Source organism: Pedobacter cryophilus, from assembly GCF_005116455.1.
Taxonomy (GTDB): Bacteria; Bacteroidota; Bacteroidia; order Sphingobacteriales; family Sphingobacteriaceae; genus Pseudopedobacter; species Pseudopedobacter cryophilum.
In genome coordinates, this window is record NZ_SWBP01000001.1 from 796,980 (window position 1) to 814,776 (window position 17,797).

The window sequence follows — 17,797 nt, forward strand, 5'->3', positions numbered from 1 at the left end:
AATATGTATTTAAAAATCGCTGTTGCACAGCTATTCATGTTAATGGCTTCTGTTCAAATATTAACCGCCCAAGTAAAAACCAATAATAGCATATTATTGAGCAATTATACTTTCTTAGAAAGTGAGCGAGTTATTGGTCAAATTAGTGTGCAACAGCCAAATACCAGCATTAAAAAAGTAAGCATTTCTGGTGCCGATGCTGCTTTTTTCAAAAGCAACAAAAAGCATCAATTAATTATAAAAAGCAATAAAAGTAAAAAGTTTTACAACATCCAATTGCTGGTGACTAATGATCAAAACATCCAGCTTCAGCAAAATTTTACTATTGTAAAAGATGAGTTTCTAAAAAACAAAGTAATTGCTCATCGTGGTGCTTGGAAAAACTTACCTACCGCAGAAAATTCTATTGCAGCATTGCAGCAAGCCATAAAATTGGGTTGTCAAGGCAGCGAGTTTGATGTTCATATTTCGGCAGATTCTGTCGCTTTCATTAACCATGATCCCGCTTTTAAAAAGGTAGAAATTGAACAAACTTCTTCCTTAGTTTTAAAAGAACTTACCTTATCAAATAATGAGAAATTGCCTTTGTTAGATGATTATTTAAAGGCGGGTAAAAATCAAAATCACACCAAACTTATTTTAGAAATTAAGCCTACCAAACTAGGTTTAGACAGGGTAAAATTAATAGCAAAATCTGTTTTAGAAAGTGTAAGTGAAAATGAAGCTCAGGCATGGGTAGAATACATCAGCTTTGATTACGAAATATGTAAAGCCTTAATGGCGATAGATCCATTTGCAAAAGTAGCTTACCTAAACGGAGATAAATCGCCCGAGCAATTAGCTGCCGACAAATTTTATGGTTTAGATTATCATTACAGTGTTTTCAAAAAAAATCCGGATTGGATTAAAAACGCATTAGCATTAGGCTTAACCGTAAACGCCTGGACAGCGAATGATACCGAAACCATTCAATGGCTTTTAGATAGCAAGGCTACTTTTATTACCACAAACGAGCCAGAATTAGCGCTTAAAATGGTCAGTAAATAGATTTTTTTTAAAATCGAATCAAAAAAATAAGGAATCAAAAAAACAAAAGGCATTACCAAAATCAATCATTGGTAATGCCGTGTTTTATCCTTTATTTTAAGCATGCAATTGTTAGTTTATGCAAACCCTATTACCGCCCGGAAAAGATATATTTTTCAATTCCTTTTTACGCATATTTTAGGGGTTCAAATTAAACTATCTGATAATTTAGAGGAGTTTTTAAGCAGTTCTTCCCCCAAATTAAGCTATTCTCTAAACGCTTTAGCAAAAGAAATTCATTTTAAAGAAACTCCATTTTTAACCGAAACAGAAATTAGAAAGCAAAATTTGGCTTTCGCCGATTTTAACCAAACTCAAGTCCCATTTCCGGTAAAAAATTCTGTTTTTCCATTTGATGTTTTTGCCGCCTCATTCTATCTTTTAAGTAGATACGAGGAATATATTAGCATCAAAAGGGATCATCACCAAAGATTTGAAGGAAAAAATTCTTTGGCTTTTAATTTAGGGTTTATCAACCGACCCATCATTGATGAATGGGCTTTGGCTATAGCCGATGAAATTAAAAAGCAATATCCAGAATTTGAAATTGCCCAACGAGATTTCCAATTTATTCCCACTTTAGACATAGACCGACCTTATTATTTTAAAACCGACCCATTTTACAAAAGAGTTTTAAAGCAGCTTAAGCTTTTTAAAAAAACGGATCCTTTTGATGTATATGAGCAGGTAAAAATTTGGGATGCTCAATTTAATTTGAGCACCATTTATTTTATTTTGACGGGCAATCAGCATCAGAATGATCCGGCACCTTCAATTAAGAACAACCTTTTCCAAAAAGTGATTCAAAAATTGGCGCAAACTCATCAAATAGGAATTCATCCTTCTTATTTTTCACATCATCAAGTAGAAGTAGTAAAGCAAGAAAAAGAAGAATTGGCTAAAATTGCTCAAACAGAAATAACCATTAGCAGGCAACATTATTTATTATTGAGTTTACCTAAAACCTATCGTGATTTAATTGCCTTAGGTATAAAAGAAGACTATACTTTGGCTTACGCAGATGTTGCAGGTTTTAGAGCCGCCACCTGTACGCCATTTTTTTGGTACGATTTAGAAAAAGAAGAAATCACCTCGTTACTTATTCATCCTACCACAGTAATGGATCAAACTTTACGCAGCTATATGAGTCTTTCTCCGGCAGCAGCAATCCAACAAATAGAAGAATTGATGTGGAATGTTAAAAAAGTAAACGGCACTTTTATTAGCCTTTGGCACAATGAATCTGTCAATAATTTTGGGGTTTGGAAAGACTGGAAATGTGTTTATTTAAACATGTTAGAAAAAGCTGTTGACGGTAGAAAAATGGATAAATCCATTTAATAGAACGGTTAATATTTAATAGCCCAAGGTTTAAACCTTGGGCTAATTATATTGCATTTCCATTTGGTTTAAAAACGCATCCTCACACGGCAGCCCAGCAACTATAAATGGATAAATCCATTTAACAGATCGGGTAATATTTTACGAGCCCACGGTTTAAACCGTGGGTTATTTGAAATGCGATTTTTAAAAATCATTTTAATGATTTAATTTACAGACACCTAAACCCTATTCTATGTCACATTCCTACAATAAAATATGGATTCATGCTATTTGGGCTACAAAAAATAGAGAGCCTTTAATCAATCGTGATATTGAAGAAAACAGCTATGATTTTATTAAAAATCAGTTGGAAGAAATGGGCTGTAAGGTGAGTTTAATCAACGGCATGTCCGATCATATTCATTGTCTGTTTTTATTAAATCCTCAAAAATCAATAGCAGATGTAATTAAACAAATTAAGGGAAGTTCATCTCATTATGTAAATCAACAAGAGTTTATTAATGAAAAATTTTCTTGGCAAACAGGCTATGCTGCTTTTTCAGTTAGTGAATCGGTATTTAAAAAGGCATTTTATTACATCAAAAATCAAAAACAGCATCATTCTCAAAATACATTTGAACAAGAATATAACCAGTTTTTGAAATTGAACGGATTAGAATAATAGTTGCCCACGGTTTAAATCATCAACGATTAAAAGAAAAATCGTAAATTTAAAAATGATGTTCATACTTAATAAAACCAATAGCATTGCCAATCATTATTTGGCCGAATTACGTGATGCTGGTGTACAGCAGGATAGCATGCGTTTTCGTAGAAATATGGAAAGGCTGGGCGAAATATTTGCGTATGAAATTAGTAAAAAACTAACTTTTGAAGAATTTGAAGTGCAAACTCCTTTGGGTTTAGCCAATGTGAATATGATTCCCCAAATGCCGGTTTTAGCCACCATTTTAAGAGCCGGTTTGCCGTTGCATCAAGGAATGTTAAACGTATTTGATAAATCAGATTCAGCTTTTATTTCGGCTTATCGTAAAACCAAAAAATCAGGAAGTTTTGTCATTCAAATGGAATATGTGGCTACTCCAGATTTAGAAGGGAAAACCGTAATTATTTCAGATCCTATGTTGGCCACCGGACAAAGTATGGTATTATGCTGCAAAGAATTATTAGCTAATTATAACATCAAAAATCTTCATATTGTGTCTGTAATTGCCAGTCAGGAAGGGGTAGAACACGTAAAAGCAAACCTTCCAAAAGCACATTTATGGTTAGGTTCTATAGATGAGGAGATGACCACAAAAGCCTATATTGTTCCTGGTTTAGGCGATGCCGGAGATTTAGCCTTTGGCGAGAAAGTGTGATTCAGTTAATAGTTATTAGTTGCGAGTTATCAGTTCTTGTGTAGCGACTATAAGTTCCTTTTTTTTATCTTATGAAATATACAGATTTAGAGTTTTGGAAAGAAGCCCGATCATTAGTCAAAATCATTTATGATATTACCAAAACCTTTCTGGAACTAAAAAAATTTGGACTCGCCTCAAAAATTCAAAGAGCCGTTATATCTGTGCCTTCCAATATTACCGAAGGTTGTGGAAGAGAAGGGAAAAAGGATTCTATTCGTTTTTTTATATTGCCCGAGGTTCTCTTTATGAATTAGAAACTCAACTATATTTGGCTTTTGATTTAAACTATTTGAACCAAGAAGAGTTAACTATAAGATTGACAACATTACAACAAGTAAGAAAATTGTTAAGTGGATTCATTAAATACTATGAATCATTAATTCAAAAATAAAAGATCGACAATATATTAACTGAAAACTGTTAACTAACAACGGTTAACCGAAAATAACTGACAACCCATAACTGTAAACTGATAACTGAATGAAATATAACCACATCTTCTTCGATCTTGATCATACCTTATGGGATTTTGATAAAAACGCCGAAGAAACTTTAAATGAATTATACCATAGCTACCAGCTCAAAAATTTGGGGTTAAATTCAGCTGATGTTTTTATAGAAACCTATACTCAAAATAACCACCAGCTTTGGGCTGATTATCATTTAGGAAAAATATCTAAAGAGGTTTTAAGAGAAACTCGCTTTAAAAAAACATTTATAGATTTAGGGCTTTCGCCCGATTTAATACCACTACAATTTGAAGACGATTATGTGAATATTTGTCCAACAAAAACCAATCTTTTTCCTCAAACACATGAAACTTTAAGCTATCTGCAAAGTAAATATCAGTTGCATATTATTTCAAATGGGTTTAAGGAATCTACCGAGTATAAAGTAAAAAATAACAAGCTTACTCCCTATTTTAAAAACGTGATTATTTCTGAAGTAATTGGAATAAATAAGCCAGATAAGGCTATTTTTCAATACGCTATAGATAAAGCAAATACTACAGCTACGGAAAGTTTAATGATTGGCGATAGTTTAGAAGCCGACGTAAGAGGAGCTTTAAATTTTGGAATGGATGCCATTTATTTTAACCCTCATTTTGCCGAAGTGCCAAATGACATTAATTGGGATATTAACCACTTAAAAGAACTTACCGCTTTGCTATGAGCATTAACTCCAACAAAGAAAAACTAATAAAATCCCTTCGCTTTTACGAGGAGTTTTTAAAAACCGTTAATGAAGAAGCTTTTTCTACCACGCCATCTATAGGCGGCTGGTCTTATTCAGAAGTTTATTCGCACATTATTGGTGCTAACTTTATGTCGGCAATTGCCATAGAAAAATGCTTGAATAAAACTGCGGAAATCAAGATGCGTAAACCAAATTGGAAAGTGAGACTGATACTTTTCATCGGTAAATTTCCTCCCGGCAAAATAAAAGCCCCTGCACAAGTAGAAGCGGCGGTTAAAAAAATCACTAAAGAAGAAGCTTCCAATCAATTAATTAAGCTGAATAAAAAAATAGAATCACTTCATCCCGAAATAAAAAAATCTGACACTCATTATAAATTTAAACATCCCCGTTTAGGGTATTTAGATGCAGCTTCATGGTTGCGTTTTATGCTCATCCACACTCAACATCATCAAAAACAAATTGGTAGAATTTTAAAATCTTATTCTTAATCTCATTTGGTTTATCAGTTTTATGCAATAAACCTGTTTTTAAAAATCTTAATTAAACTTTTCTCGTTAACTAAGTCATACTAGCATTGTAAAAAATTAAGTGCTTAAAATTAATACAGGCTTAACTTTCTAGTAATGTTTTAATTAGACATTTGTTAAACGTTATAAATATGATGGATATGTTTTATTGCGGGGTAATAGTAATTGTTTTGGTGGTTATCACTGCATTTTATTTTAGCCCATTTGAATTAAAAATTGAGGAAGAAAAAGACTAAAATTTTTTATCAAGTTGTTTTGATTGCGGCCTTGAAAACAGGTTGTGCTTCTTCTACTCTCCCAAAAAAAATCTTAAACTTTCTTCATGTCTAAAAGAGAAATCGATATTGCCATTATATCTGATGTGCATTTGGGTACCTATGGCTGTCATGCAAAAGAGCTCTTAAAATATCTAAAAAGCATTAAACCTAAAATGCTCATCCTTAACGGAGACATTATAGATATTTGGCAGTTTAGTAAATCTTATTTTCCAGAAGACCATACCAAAGTAATTCGTCGCATTTTAAAATTTGTGACAGATGGTGTTCCGGTTTATTACCTCACGGGTAATCATGATGAAATGCTTCGCAAATTTGCCGATTTTAACATGGGAGGCTTTCAACTCTTAAACAAATTGGTGCTTAATTTAGACGGTAAAAAGGCTTGGGTTTTTCATGGCGATGTTTTTGATGTTACCATGCAGCATTCAAAATGGTTGGCAAAATTAGGGGCTGTAGGTTACGATACCTTAATTTTAATTAACAGCATGACCAATTGGTGTTTAACCAAAATGGGGAAAAAGAAATATTCGTTCTCCCAAAAAATAAAAGCAAGTGTAAAAGAAGCGGTTAAGTTTATCAATCAGTTTGAACAAACTGCGGCAGAATTAGCCATAGAAAAGGGTTATTCTTATGTAATTTGTGGTCATATTCATCATCCAGAAATTAGAGAAATTGTAACCGATAAAGGCAAAGTGACTTATCTTAATTCTGGCGATTGGGTAGAAAGCCTTACTGCATTAGAATTTGATAAAGGTGAGTGGAGTATTTATCATTACGACGCTTCCTTACTTACCAAACAAGATGATGACCTTACAGATATCGAAGATTTAAACAATATGCTGGATGTGAAAGGTCTTTTTGAAAAATTTAAACAAGAGCTTGCATAATTGGCTTTTATAGTAAATTTGTATACGCACATTTTGAAAAACATCATCATCAAATGAAAATACTTTATGCCATACAAGGAACCGGAAACGGTCATATTTCCAGGGCAAGGGAAATTGTTCCTTTATTGCAGCAATACGGCGAGTTAGATTTATTAGTAAGTGGCTCGCAGGCCGATGTTTCCTTATCGCAACCTTTAAAATATAAGTTTCATGGTTTTAGCTACGTTTTTGGAAAACATGGCGGCATAGATTATTGGAAATCATTAAAAGCAATGAAATTAAGACGCTTTTGGAAAGATATGCATGCTATTCCTTTAGAAGAATATGATTTAATTATTAATGATTTTGAACCTTTAACTGCTTGGGCTTGTCGGTTAAAAAAAATAAAAAGTGTTTCTTTAAGTCATCAGGCCTCTTTTTTATCGCCAAAAACGCCTCGCCCAGCTAAAAGTGAGAAATACGCCGAAATTATTTTAAAACATTATGCCCCGGCAACGCATCACGTAGGTTTTCATTTTAAAGCTTACGATGATTTTATACATACGCCCGTTATCAGAAGTGAAATTAGAAATCTAAAGCCTCAAAAAAAGGGTTATTACACCGTTTATTTACCAGCGCTAGATGATAAAATATTGGTAAAATACTTACATGCCCTGCCTAATGTAAAGTGGGAAGTATTTAGTAAGCATCAAAAAATTCCTTACCAATACGGCAATGTGAAAGTGTGGCCAATTTCAAATGAGCTTTTTAATAAAAGTTTAGAAAACTGTGAAGGCTTATTTACAGGCGGTGGTTTTGAAGGACCAGCAGAAGCACTTTTTTTAGGTAAAAAAGTGTTGTTAATGCCCATGAAACATCAGTTTGAGCAAGAGTGCAATGCAGAAGCAGCAAGGTTAATGGGCATTCCGGTGGTGCGGCAAATAGATCATCAGTTTATTGATGTTTTAAAAAATTGGGTAAATCAAGATCAAAATATAAAAGTGAATTTCCCTGATGAAACAGCTCAAATTATACAAAACTTGGTGCAAAATTTTGCCAACAATGAAATTAGTTTAGCTTAGATTTATAGATTATCCTTATTATTGCTTATCTGCAAAAACAGCGCATGATTCAGCAATTCAAAAACTTCAGTATTATCAATCTATTTTTTTTATTCATCCTGCTATTTATTTTGCGGTTGGGTATTTATTTAGATTTACCAGTCACCATTAATACCGGTTTTACCGAGCTTTTTTCGAGGCTTTTAATACCGGTAACCATAGATAATTTATTTTCCCCAGCTGTAAATATCACTTTAGCCGGAATCATCCTTTTTATACAGGCTTTAATCTTCAATAAAATTGTAAATAATTTTAACATTTTAGGAAAATCTACTTTTTTACCCGCTTTATTTTATGTGGTAGCAGGTAGCGTTTTTACTCCGTTTTTGTTTGTATCACCACCTTTAATATGTAACTTTTTCATTTTGTTTATCATTCATAAAATAATGATAGACTTTAAAGGACCAGATGCCATTGGCTCTATGTTTGATTTGGGATTAATAGTAGCTGTAGGAACTTTATTTTACTTTCCTTTTGTATTGTATTTAATTTTACTGTGGGTATCGCTCATTATTTTAAGACCATTTAATTGGCGAGAATGGGTAAGCGTACTTATTGGCTACATCACTATTGTTTTCTTTTTGGGGGTATATTATTATTGGAATGGCAGGTTGTTAGACTTTTACGAAATTTGGAAGCCATTATCTAACAAATTCCCTTTTTATATTAAAATTCAGGTGACAGATTATATTGTTTTATTTCCAATTGTTGCTTGTTTGTTGCTGGGCTTTATACAGTTGAGGTTAAATTTTTTCAAAAGCTTTGTACAAGTAAGAAAGTTTTTTCAGGTGTTGTTTTTCTTATTTATATTTTCGGCACTCTCCTATTATTTGAAGTCTGATTTTAGAATTAACCATTTTTTGCTTTGTATTATCCCGGTAGCGGTATTGTTAGCCTATTATTTTGCTCACGCTAAAAAAAGATGGATTTATGAATCATTCTTTCTCATCATCATTTCTTTTATCGTTTATTTCCAGTTTGTTTAACAAATTCGTTTAACTTTTTTTAACAGATATCAATAACTTAAACTATTAAATTTTGATAGTTTTGTAGTAATTAAAAATTTAAGGTGTCTCATCTTAATCAAATAAATAATAAATGAAAATTGGAGTAGTAGTTTTCCCGGGTTCAAACTGTGATCAAGACCTGATACATGTGTTTCAAAAAATATTAGGACAAGAAGTAGTTCCATTATGGCATAAAGACCAGGATCTTCAAAATGTTGATTTTGTGGCTCTTCCGGGTGGTTTTTCTTACGGAGATTATTTACGTTCTGGCGCAATTGCAAGGTTTTCGCCAATTATGCAAGAGGTAATTTCTTTTGCAAATAAAGGCGGTTATGTTTTAGGCGTTTGTAATGGTTTCCAAATTCTTACCGAAGCTGGTTTATTGCCAGGAGGTTTATTGCATAATGCCAGCAGAAAATTTATTTGCAAAAATGTTCATATCAAAGCAAGCACTCAAAATAGTTTAATCACCAGTAAAATTGATACTAATAAAGCATTAAAAATTCCTATTGCACATGGCGAAGGTAATTTTTACGCTCACGCTGATGATTTAAAAAAACTGAATGATAACGACCAGATATTGTTTAGATATTGTGACGAGCAAGGAAACGTTACGCCAGAGGCAAACCCAAACGGATCTATAGAAAACATTGCAGGTGTTTGTAATATTGGAAGAAACGTTTTTGGAATGATGCCTCATCCAGAAAGAGCTGCCGACCCAATTTTAGGGAATGAAGATGGTTTAGTTTTGTTTGAATCTATTTTATCATTGATAAAAGCTTAAATGACCAATTTAGTGGTTGATATTGGCAATTCTTTCACAAAAATTGCAGTTTTTGATCAGGATCATATCGTTTTTTCTGATCATTTATCAACACTAGAAAAGGTAAAACTTCATCAAATAAAAGAAGACTTTAAGGTTAGCAATCTTATTATTTCATCAGTAAAAAAAGAGATTGCTTTTGATGAAGCAGATTTAAAAAAGCATTTCAACTACATCCGGTTTGATCATTTTACACCAACGCCAGTTAAAAACAAATACAAAAGTCTCGAGACTTTAGGTTTAGACAGGCTGGCCGCTGTAATTGGAGCAAAACATATTTTTCCGGCGCAACAGGTATTAGTCATAGATGCAGGCACTTGTATTACGTATGATACTATTAATGATGCCGGAGAATATAATGGAGGAAGCATTTCGCCGGGTATAAAAATGAGATTTGAAGCCATGCATCATTTTACATCAAAACTACCTTTAGTAAATTTTGATCAGAATTTTGATAAAGCTTATGGCGATAATAGCAAAGACGCTATGCTTTCGGGTGCTATAAATGGCGTATTGTTTGAAGTTGAAGGTTTTATTCATCAACAATTAAAGAAACATCCCCAATCAAAAATTATACTTTGTGGTGGTGATTCAGCGTTTTTTGATTCCAGATTTAAAAGTAGCATCTTTGCCCACCTAATTTTGCATGAACCAAATTTGGTTCTTATTGGTTTAAACACCGTTTTTAATTATCAGCATGATCATAAATAAGAAATATATACTGGCATTTTCATCTTTAGTGATGCTGGTTTCTATCGCCAACGCACAATCTACTACCAATTCTCCTTATTCTAAATTTGGCGTTGGGAATATAAGAGGAAGCTATTTACCACAAAATAGAGCCATGGGGAATTTGGCTTTTGGTATTAGCAGCATGGGCGCTTACAACAATATTAATGTTTCTAACCCGGCTTCTTACTCCCAAATTAGATTAACAACCTTTGATGTTGGCGCTTATACTAACTTACAAAGTTTAAAAAAAGGTAGTATTTCAGAAAAAAACTTTAATGCAGCTTTAGATCATTTTATGCTTGCGGTACCGGTTACTAAAAAATCTGCGGTAAGCTTTGGTTTATTACCTTATAGTAATTTAGGGTATCAGTTTACAAACAATGGTTTGGTTGATACATTTTCTGTAGAACAAATTTATGGCGGCGAAGGCGGTTTGTCTAAAGCTTATTTAGGTTACGGACTTGCTTTAGGAAAGAATTTAAGTATTGGTGTAAACATGAGTTATATTTTTGGTAACCTAAAAGAAACCAGATCAACCGAGTTTTCAAAATATAATGGTTTCTTAAATACTAGAACAGAAAATAACAATAGTGTTGGAGGCTTAAATTTTGATTTTGGGGCTCAATATATTGCGGCAATTAACAAAACCACAAAATTAACTATTGGCTATACCGGAGGTGTAAAAACACAATTAAATACTATAAACACGGTTTTATCTACCAGATATACAAAAACAATTCCTGATTTAACCGAGCCAGATAATTTTGAAGAGAACAGGGCGGATACTACTTTATTTAGAGACGAGGTAGCCGGAAATTTAATATTACCATCAAACCATAACTTTGGCTTTAGCATAGAAAAACTAAATAAATGGTTAATAGGTGCTGATATTAGATTAGCCAATTGGTCTCAGTTTTCTAATAACGGGGCAAATCAAAATTTGAATAATACTTTTGGATTTTCGGTAGGCGGACAAATTACTCCTAATATTAATGCAGTAACTAATTATTTTAAACTGATTGATTATCGTTTAGGCTTAAATTATGATAAGACTTATGTAAATATCAACAACCAAGATATAGACGTAAAATCTTTAAATTTTGGAATGGGCTTTCCTTTGGTATCTAGCAGAAGCGCTTTCTATAAATTTAATTTCACTACAGAAATTGGTAATAGAGGAACACTTAAAAGTAATTTGGTAAAAGAAAACTTCATTAATTTTTACTTAGGGTTTACCATTAACGATAGATGGTTTCAAAAGTATAAATACGATTAATTTTCATGCTTAAATCTGCCGCCTATATTGCATCTCTAATTTTCATTCTTGCTGTTTTCACCGCTTGTGAAAACGATTTAAGCAAGGTTAAAGCAATAGAGTTAAAGCAAAAAGGAGAGGTAGAAATTACCAAACAAGCTGAGATTATTTACAGCGACTCTGCCAAGGTAAAAGCGAGGTTAAAAACGCCCATCTTATATAACCACAAAACCACCAACCCTTACTACGAAATGCCAAAGGGAATTGAGGTGGTGTTTTTTGATGAAAATTTAAAGCAAACCAGTAAGGTAACTTCTGATTATGCGATTAGAAAAGAGAATCAAAAAATTGTAGAATTACAAAGAAACGTAGTTGCAGTAAATGCCGAAGGAAGAACGTTTAGATCTGAAGAGTTAATTTGGGACGAAAACCTTAAAAGATTTTATTCTAATAAAGTAGTTACCATTATTACAGACAAAGCCACCATATCTGGAACTAGTTTTTGGGCTACCGAAGATTTTAGTTACTATGAAATTAAACAAGGCGCTGGCCCTATTCAGTTTAATGGAGATATGGGACTTACTCCTCAAAACTAATTTTCAAATCAAACCTTAATGATGATGTTTTTACGATACATCATCCATAAAATAAACCACCAAATCAAAATAAAAGTAATTGCTCCCGCTAAAGAAGCATTGTAAGGAGAAAAGTTGGGCGTATAAAAAGTTTCGTAAAGCCAAACTTTAGCTCCTACTTCTGTCCCGTTTAAATCTAACTTTATTAAGCTTAAAATTCTTGGGATTAAACCCGAAGCAAAAAATACGGTAATGGCATTTACACCATAAACCACAAATGGAGAAGTAAATTTTGTATAGCCTTTTACATCTATTAACCAATAGCACAAAGCCAAACCAATAGCAGCCAAACCACCAGCATACATCACATAAGAACTGGTCCAAAGAGATTTATTGATTGGGAAAGTTAAATCCCAAATTAAACCTATTATTACCGCTAGGGTTCCTAACGTAAATATCCAGGCAATTTTATCGGCTTCAGCCTGATCTTTTTTCTTCAATATGCCGCCAATCATCAATCCAAATAAACCAGTTCCTATAGCTGGTAGTGTACTCAAAATTCCTTCGGGGTCCCAAGTTTTAGATTGTTTCCAGGTGTGATTTTCGGTCAATATTAACCTATCTAACCAAGCGCCTAAATTTGTTTCTTTCTCTAGGTTGGCGTAACCAATATCTGGCACAGGAATTAAAGTCATGATAGCCCAGTAGCCCACTAATATTCCAAAAAACCACTTCCAATAAGCTTTTGGGTTAATTTTTATAAAAATTACAGCACAAAAAAAGTAAACAATTGCAATTCTTTGTAAAACACCCAATATCCTCACGGTAGTAAAATCAAAGAAAGGAAACAACGATAAAAATAAACCTAAACCAAAAAGAACAGCCGATCTTTTAAGTGCACTAAGAATAAGTTGTTGATGATTTTCTGAATGCTCTTTTTTAGAACTTAAAGCAAATACAATAGATACGCCAACAATAAATAAAAAGAAAGGAAAAATAAGATCTGTAGGAGTACAACCATTCCACGCTGCATGTTCTAAAGGAGCGTAAATATGCCCCCAATCACCAGGGTTGTTTACTAAAATCATGGCGGCAACCGTAATTCCTCTAAATACATCAAGAGAACGCAATCTGTGTTTTAGGTTTGGTGTTTGGGTCATGATTTTTGATTTGCTAAAACAATATATGAACAAGCTTTAATTATTTGTGTATGAAATGTGTTTTTAAAACGCTCAAATTATTGAAATAAAAAAGCCGCAGCAATAACCGCGACTTTCTTCAATCAACCTAAACCTATGAGTTGAATTTCCATTTTACAAAAGCTTCCATAGCTTCATAATTTGCCAAACCTAATTCATCATACTGTTTGGCAGTATCTCTATTTCTTTCTTCGGCTCTCACCCAAAACTCTCTTGCATCATCTCCAGGAAAAACCGGACGATCTTTTTGAGATTGATGCTTAAAAATGGCATTTCGTTTTCTTTCTAATTCTTGCGGAGATAAAGGAACGGCCATTTCTATTTCATGTGTTTCCCATTCATGCCAAGCGCCTCTATAAAGCCAAACCCAACATTCTTTTGCCCATTTTTCGGTTTTTCTTAAAGTTTCTAAGGCTAATTTAACCGCTTCAAAACATACTTTATGTGTACCATGAGGATCTGCAAAATCGCCGGCTGCAAATATTTGATGAGGCTTTATTTTTTGTAATAAAGCGATCGTTACTTTTATATCATCTTCTGTAACCAAATTTTTTCTGCTCGATTTTCTTTTTTCGTAAAACGGCATATCCATAAAATGGATATGATCGTCGTTTAAGCCACAGTATCTGGCGCCAGCAGTTGCTTCGCCCTTTCTAATTAAGCCTTTAATTAGTTTTAGCTCTTCAGGATCGTTCTGATTAGGATTTTTATTGGCAATAAAATCCACCAATTTTTCATAAGTACTTTTTAGTTTTTGATAATCTTCAGACATCGCATCAGCAAGATCTAAAGCAAACTCTAGGTATCTTAACGCATCATCATCCCAAACAGCGTTATTTCCTGAGGTTTGGTAAGCTACATGTACATCATGTCCTTGATCTACCAATCTAATGAATGTGCCACCCATAGAAATCACATCATCATCTGGATGGGGAGAAAAAATCAAAGATTTTTTTATCGCTGGTTCTGCTCTTTCTGGTCTTTGACTGTCATCTGCATTGGGTTTACCGCCAGGCCAACCGGTAATTGTATGTTGTAAAAGGTTAAATATTTGAATATTGATATGATAAGCTGGCCCTTTTTCTAAAGCTAATTGCGCCATGCCGTTTGTATTATAGTCTTCCTCGGTTAATTTAAGAACGGGTTTTTTAGTATTTGCAGCTAACCAAATCACCGCTTTTTTAATCAGTTTATCGTTCCAAACACAATCTTTAACCAACCAAGGGGTGTCAAAACGAGTAAGTAATGAAGCGGCATCTTCATCTAAAACAAATTCTACATTTTCTGAAAGTTGTAAATAAGTTGCAGGGACTTCGCCCGAGATTTCGCCTTCGACGGCTTTTTTAATAATGGCTGCTTTTTTACTGCCCCAAGCCATTAATATAATTTCTTTGGCTTTAAAAATAGTACCCACACCCATGGTAATGGCTTTTAAAGGCACATTAGCTTTACCTCCAAAATCTTTAGCGGCATCTTTTTTGGTTAAATCATCTAAGGTAACTAATCGTGTTCCCGAGTTTGGTGCAGAGCCTGGTTCATTAAAACCGATGTGCCCTGTTCTTCCAATTCCTAAAATTTGAAGATCCAAACCACCATAAGCGGTAATCTTTTTTTCATAATTAACACAAAACTGCTGTACTTCTTCTTTTGATAAGGTACCATCGGGAATGTGAACGTTATCAAAATTAATATCTATATGATCAAATAAATGATCTTTCATAAAATTAACATAGCTCTGCTCTGCCAATGGGTTCATCGGATAATATTCATCCAAATTAAAAGTCACCACATTTTTAAAGCTTAAACCCTCTTCTTTATGAAGCCTAATTAATTCGGCATATACCCCAATTGGAGAAGCGCCGGTGGCTAAACCTAAAATGGTTTTTTCCATTTTATCGTTCTTTTCAAGAATAAGTGTCGCTATTCTTTTTGCTACTTTTTTGCAGGCTTCTTTTTCGTTTGCAAATACAGTTACAGGTAATTTTTCAAAACGAGTTTCTTCTAAAAGATTTAAGCGAGCCATAATGTGGTTATTTATTCAAAGATAATATTCAAATGTAAATTTTGCAGGGTTTAAATATTAATTTTTGTTTTTGCGTTTTATTGCATTTTTTATAAATCTATAAACAGATTGTATATCTTGTATTCATTAAAGGCAAAAGTATGAATCGGTCAATATTAAAGTTAAATGAAATAGCAGTTAAAAAAGAAAGGCTGATTATTGGTTTAATGTCTGGTACTTCCTTAGATGGTTTAGACATCGCTTTAATTAAAATAAAGGGGTTTGGAAAGCATACTTTTATTACCCTTTTAGCCTACGAAACAGTTTCCTATGGCGAGGAAATAAAAAAAGCTATTAAAAGTATTTGCTTTGTGAAAGCTGTTGATTTAGAAAGGGTTTGCTTGTTGAATAAGGAAATTGCTACACTCCATGCTGAACTTATTAATGCCTTTTTATTAAAACACCAATATAAAGCTGCCGACATTGATTTAATTGCCAGCCATGGGCAAACTATTTACCATGCGCCAGCAAGATTGAGGGAGCCGGATCAAATAGGAAATGCAACTTTTCAAATAGGTGATGGAGATCAAATTGCAGTGAAAACCGGTATCATTACCTTGAGTGATTTTAGGCAAAAAAACGTTGCTCAAGGAGAAGAAGGAGCTCCTCTAGCATTATATGGTGACTACTTATTATTTAATAACATTGCAGAAAACCGCATTTTATTAAATATTGGAGGAATTGCAAATTTTACAGTTTTAGCAAAAGGCTCAAATTTCATAGATATTATAAGTACAGATGTAGGCCCCGGAAACACCATCATGGATCAGTTTGTACAAGCAAATTTTGAAAATAAATTTTTTGATGACGATGCACAGATTGCCTCAAAGGGAGTATTCAATCAAAGTTTAGTTAATGAGTTAATGAAGCACCCGTTTTTTGAACAGGATTTTCCAAAAACTACAGGACCAGAGCTGTTTAACTTATTGTATTTAAAAAACGCGATGGCAACCTTAGGATTGACAGCACTAACCTTAGAAGATAGTTTGGCTACCCTAAACAGGTTTACAGCTTTGTGCATTGCTAACGGAGTGAAAAAATATTTCTCAGAAAACCACCAGCCAGTTGTTTATTTAAGTGGTGGCGGTGCGCATAATCCTTTATTGGTTAAGAATTTAGAAGAATTGATTCCTTTTGCAGTTTTTAAAGATACCTCCGCTTTAGGCATTAATCCCGATGCAAAAGAAGCCATATTGTTTGCGCTATTGGCTAATGAAACCGTTGCCGGTGATTATGCTGTTTTTAGTGAAGAAACCAAAAGTATGGGTAAAGTAAGCTTTCCTAATTAAAGAATTTGAATGTTAAATTCATTAAAAGCAATAAGGTTTGGGTGGTTTGGCGATAATTCTGTTATAAAATGAGTGACTTGGTTTAAGCTGCAAACTTTCATTTTTTGTACGGAATTTAGCTTTTCAGCGATACTTAAAATCACCACTTTTGCAGATGATTTAAGCATGGCTTTTTTTACTTGCACCACTTCCCAATCAGAATCTGTAATGCCTTCTTTGGTATCAATGCCATTTGCGCCTAAAAAACATAAATCAACTTTAATTTCTGATAAATCATTCACTACGCTTGCGCCGATATTTATTTGAGCATTTTTTGACAATTGACCGCCAATAAGTATCACCGTTAATTTGGCATGTTCTGCAAGTTCTAAAGCTACTAAAGGGCTAATGGTAAAAAAAGTGGCCTCTAAATCTGTGGGAATCAATTTAGCAAGTTCTATCATGGTGGTGCCACCACCAGTAAGCACTACCATTCCTTCTTTTATTAGGCTAATTGCTTTTAAAGCTACCTCGCGTTTGGCGTCTTGAGCGTAAACTTCATTTTGATGAAAAGGGAAATGGAATGATTTAGAAAGTGCACCTCCATGAACTTTTAAAAGCTTTTCAGCTTCGGCCAGTTCATTCAAATCTCTTCTAACGGTATCTTCAGAAACGTTTAGCAGCTGACTTAAATCTGAAGATAAAACCTTGTTATGCAGATTAATCTGCTTCATAATAAAAGAATGTCTTTCCTTTTTTAACATTATCAATTTTTTTCAAATATAATTTATTGAAATTAATTAAAACAAATCCTTAATCGTATTTAAAGCATGTTTATGCGGATTAACCACTTTAAAAATGCAATTTATTGCATTAATTAAGGTAGGGTTTATGGTATAAATATATACAAAATCAGATGTGGTTTTATATATAATAATTTTTAAATTACTGTAAACAAGCGTCTTAATTTTTTAGATAGTGTGTGCAATACACTTATAATAATTTGTTTTTTTGTTAAATATATTTGCGTTTTTGTGCAATTATTTGAATC

17 protein-coding genes and 1 pseudogene are annotated in these 17,797 nt (G+C 33.3%); 15 read left to right on the forward strand and 3 right to left on the reverse strand.

Going from position 1 to position 17,797, the window contains the following annotated elements; all coding sequences use genetic code 11:
* Positions 1–3 precede the first annotated feature (3 nt).
* The 14 genes and pseudogenes from FA046_RS03300 to lptC all read left to right on the forward strand — a co-directional run bounded on the left by FA046_RS03300 (position 4) and on the right by lptC (position 12,238).
* A complete protein-coding gene (locus tag FA046_RS03300; RefSeq protein ID WP_225870871.1) occupies positions 4–1,047 on the forward strand; it encodes a glycerophosphodiester phosphodiesterase in 1,044 nt (347 codons plus the stop codon).
* Between the two features lie 102 nt (positions 1,048–1,149).
* The gene (locus tag FA046_RS03305) at positions 1,150–2,427 is read left to right on the forward strand and encodes a polysaccharide deacetylase family protein (RefSeq protein WP_136824924.1); all 1,278 of its coding nucleotides are present in this window, start codon (positions 1,150–1,152) and stop codon (positions 2,425–2,427) included.
* A gap of 235 nt (positions 2,428–2,662) precedes the next feature.
* A complete protein-coding gene (tnpA, locus tag FA046_RS03310; RefSeq protein WP_136824925.1) occupies positions 2,663–3,091 on the forward strand; it encodes an IS200/IS605 family transposase in 429 nt (142 codons plus the stop codon).
* A 55-nt stretch (positions 3,092–3,146) separates the two neighbouring features.
* The gene (gene upp, locus FA046_RS03315; protein WP_136824926.1) at positions 3,147–3,791 is read left to right on the forward strand and encodes a uracil phosphoribosyltransferase; all 645 of its coding nucleotides are present in this window, start codon (positions 3,147–3,149) and stop codon (positions 3,789–3,791) included.
* Positions 3,792–3,862: 71 nt separating this feature from the next.
* Positions 3,863–4,224: pseudogene (locus tag FA046_RS17595) on the forward strand (four helix bundle protein).
* An 89-nt stretch (positions 4,225–4,313) separates the two neighbouring features.
* Positions 4,314–5,006, forward strand: coding sequence for a YjjG family noncanonical pyrimidine nucleotidase (locus tag FA046_RS03325; protein ID WP_136824927.1), 693 nt, complete (start codon positions 4,314–4,316; stop codon positions 5,004–5,006).
* The gene (locus FA046_RS03330) at positions 5,003–5,521 is read left to right on the forward strand and encodes a DinB family protein (protein WP_136824928.1); all 519 of its coding nucleotides are present in this window, start codon (positions 5,003–5,005) and stop codon (positions 5,519–5,521) included. The genes FA046_RS03325 and FA046_RS03330 overlap by 4 nt, the downstream gene beginning before the upstream one ends.
* 361 nt (positions 5,522–5,882) lie before the next feature.
* Positions 5,883–6,725: a UDP-2,3-diacylglucosamine diphosphatase gene (locus FA046_RS03335; protein WP_136824929.1), complete on the forward strand. Its 843-nt coding sequence runs from the start codon at positions 5,883–5,885 to the stop codon at positions 6,723–6,725.
* Positions 6,726–6,778: 53 nt separating this feature from the next.
* Positions 6,779–7,786, forward strand: a complete 1,008-nt coding sequence (locus FA046_RS03340) for a glycosyltransferase family protein (RefSeq protein WP_136824930.1) — start codon at positions 6,779–6,781, stop codon at positions 7,784–7,786.
* 44 nt (positions 7,787–7,830) lie between these two features.
* On the forward strand, positions 7,831–8,811 hold the full coding sequence (locus tag FA046_RS03345; protein ID WP_136824931.1) for a DUF6427 family protein: 981 nt from the start codon (positions 7,831–7,833) through the stop codon (positions 8,809–8,811).
* 112 nt (positions 8,812–8,923) lie between these two features.
* Positions 8,924–9,616, forward strand: a complete 693-nt coding sequence (gene purQ / locus FA046_RS03350; protein ID WP_136824932.1) for a phosphoribosylformylglycinamidine synthase subunit PurQ — start codon at positions 8,924–8,926, stop codon at positions 9,614–9,616.
* Positions 9,617–10,366 (forward strand): type III pantothenate kinase, encoded by a 750-nt coding sequence (locus FA046_RS03355; protein WP_136824933.1) that lies wholly within the window; start codon positions 9,617–9,619, stop codon positions 10,364–10,366.
* Positions 10,353–11,663 (forward strand): PorV/PorQ family protein, encoded by a 1,311-nt coding sequence (locus FA046_RS03360; protein WP_136824934.1) that lies wholly within the window; start codon positions 10,353–10,355, stop codon positions 11,661–11,663. The genes FA046_RS03355 and FA046_RS03360 overlap by 14 nt, the downstream gene beginning before the upstream one ends.
* A 5-nt stretch (positions 11,664–11,668) precedes the next feature.
* Complete coding sequence (gene lptC / locus FA046_RS03365) at positions 11,669–12,238, forward strand: LPS export ABC transporter periplasmic protein LptC (protein ID WP_136824935.1); 570 nt, start codon at positions 11,669–11,671, stop codon at positions 12,236–12,238.
* A gap of 8 nt (positions 12,239–12,246) precedes the next feature.
* Here the strand turns inward: lptC and FA046_RS03370 are convergent, their stop codons facing one another.
* Entirely contained in the window at positions 12,247–13,377 is a 1,131-nt protein-coding gene (locus tag FA046_RS03370; RefSeq protein WP_136824936.1) for an acyltransferase family protein, read from the reverse strand.
* 133 nt (positions 13,378–13,510) lie between these two features.
* The gene (gene nagB, locus FA046_RS03375) at positions 13,511–15,439 is read right to left on the reverse strand and encodes a glucosamine-6-phosphate deaminase (protein WP_136824937.1); all 1,929 of its coding nucleotides are present in this window, start codon (positions 15,437–15,439) and stop codon (positions 13,511–13,513) included.
* 140 nt (positions 15,440–15,579) lie between these two features.
* Between nagB and FA046_RS03380 the strand changes: the two genes are divergently transcribed.
* A complete protein-coding gene (locus tag FA046_RS03380) occupies positions 15,580–16,767 on the forward strand; it encodes an anhydro-N-acetylmuramic acid kinase (RefSeq protein ID WP_136824938.1) in 1,188 nt (395 codons plus the stop codon).
* Here the strand turns inward: FA046_RS03380 and FA046_RS03385 are convergent.
* Positions 16,764–17,510, reverse strand: a complete 747-nt coding sequence (locus tag FA046_RS03385; RefSeq protein ID WP_136824939.1) for a DeoR/GlpR family DNA-binding transcription regulator — start codon at positions 17,508–17,510, stop codon at positions 16,764–16,766. The genes FA046_RS03380 and FA046_RS03385 overlap by 4 nt on opposite strands.
* Positions 17,511–17,797: the final 287 nt, after the last annotated feature.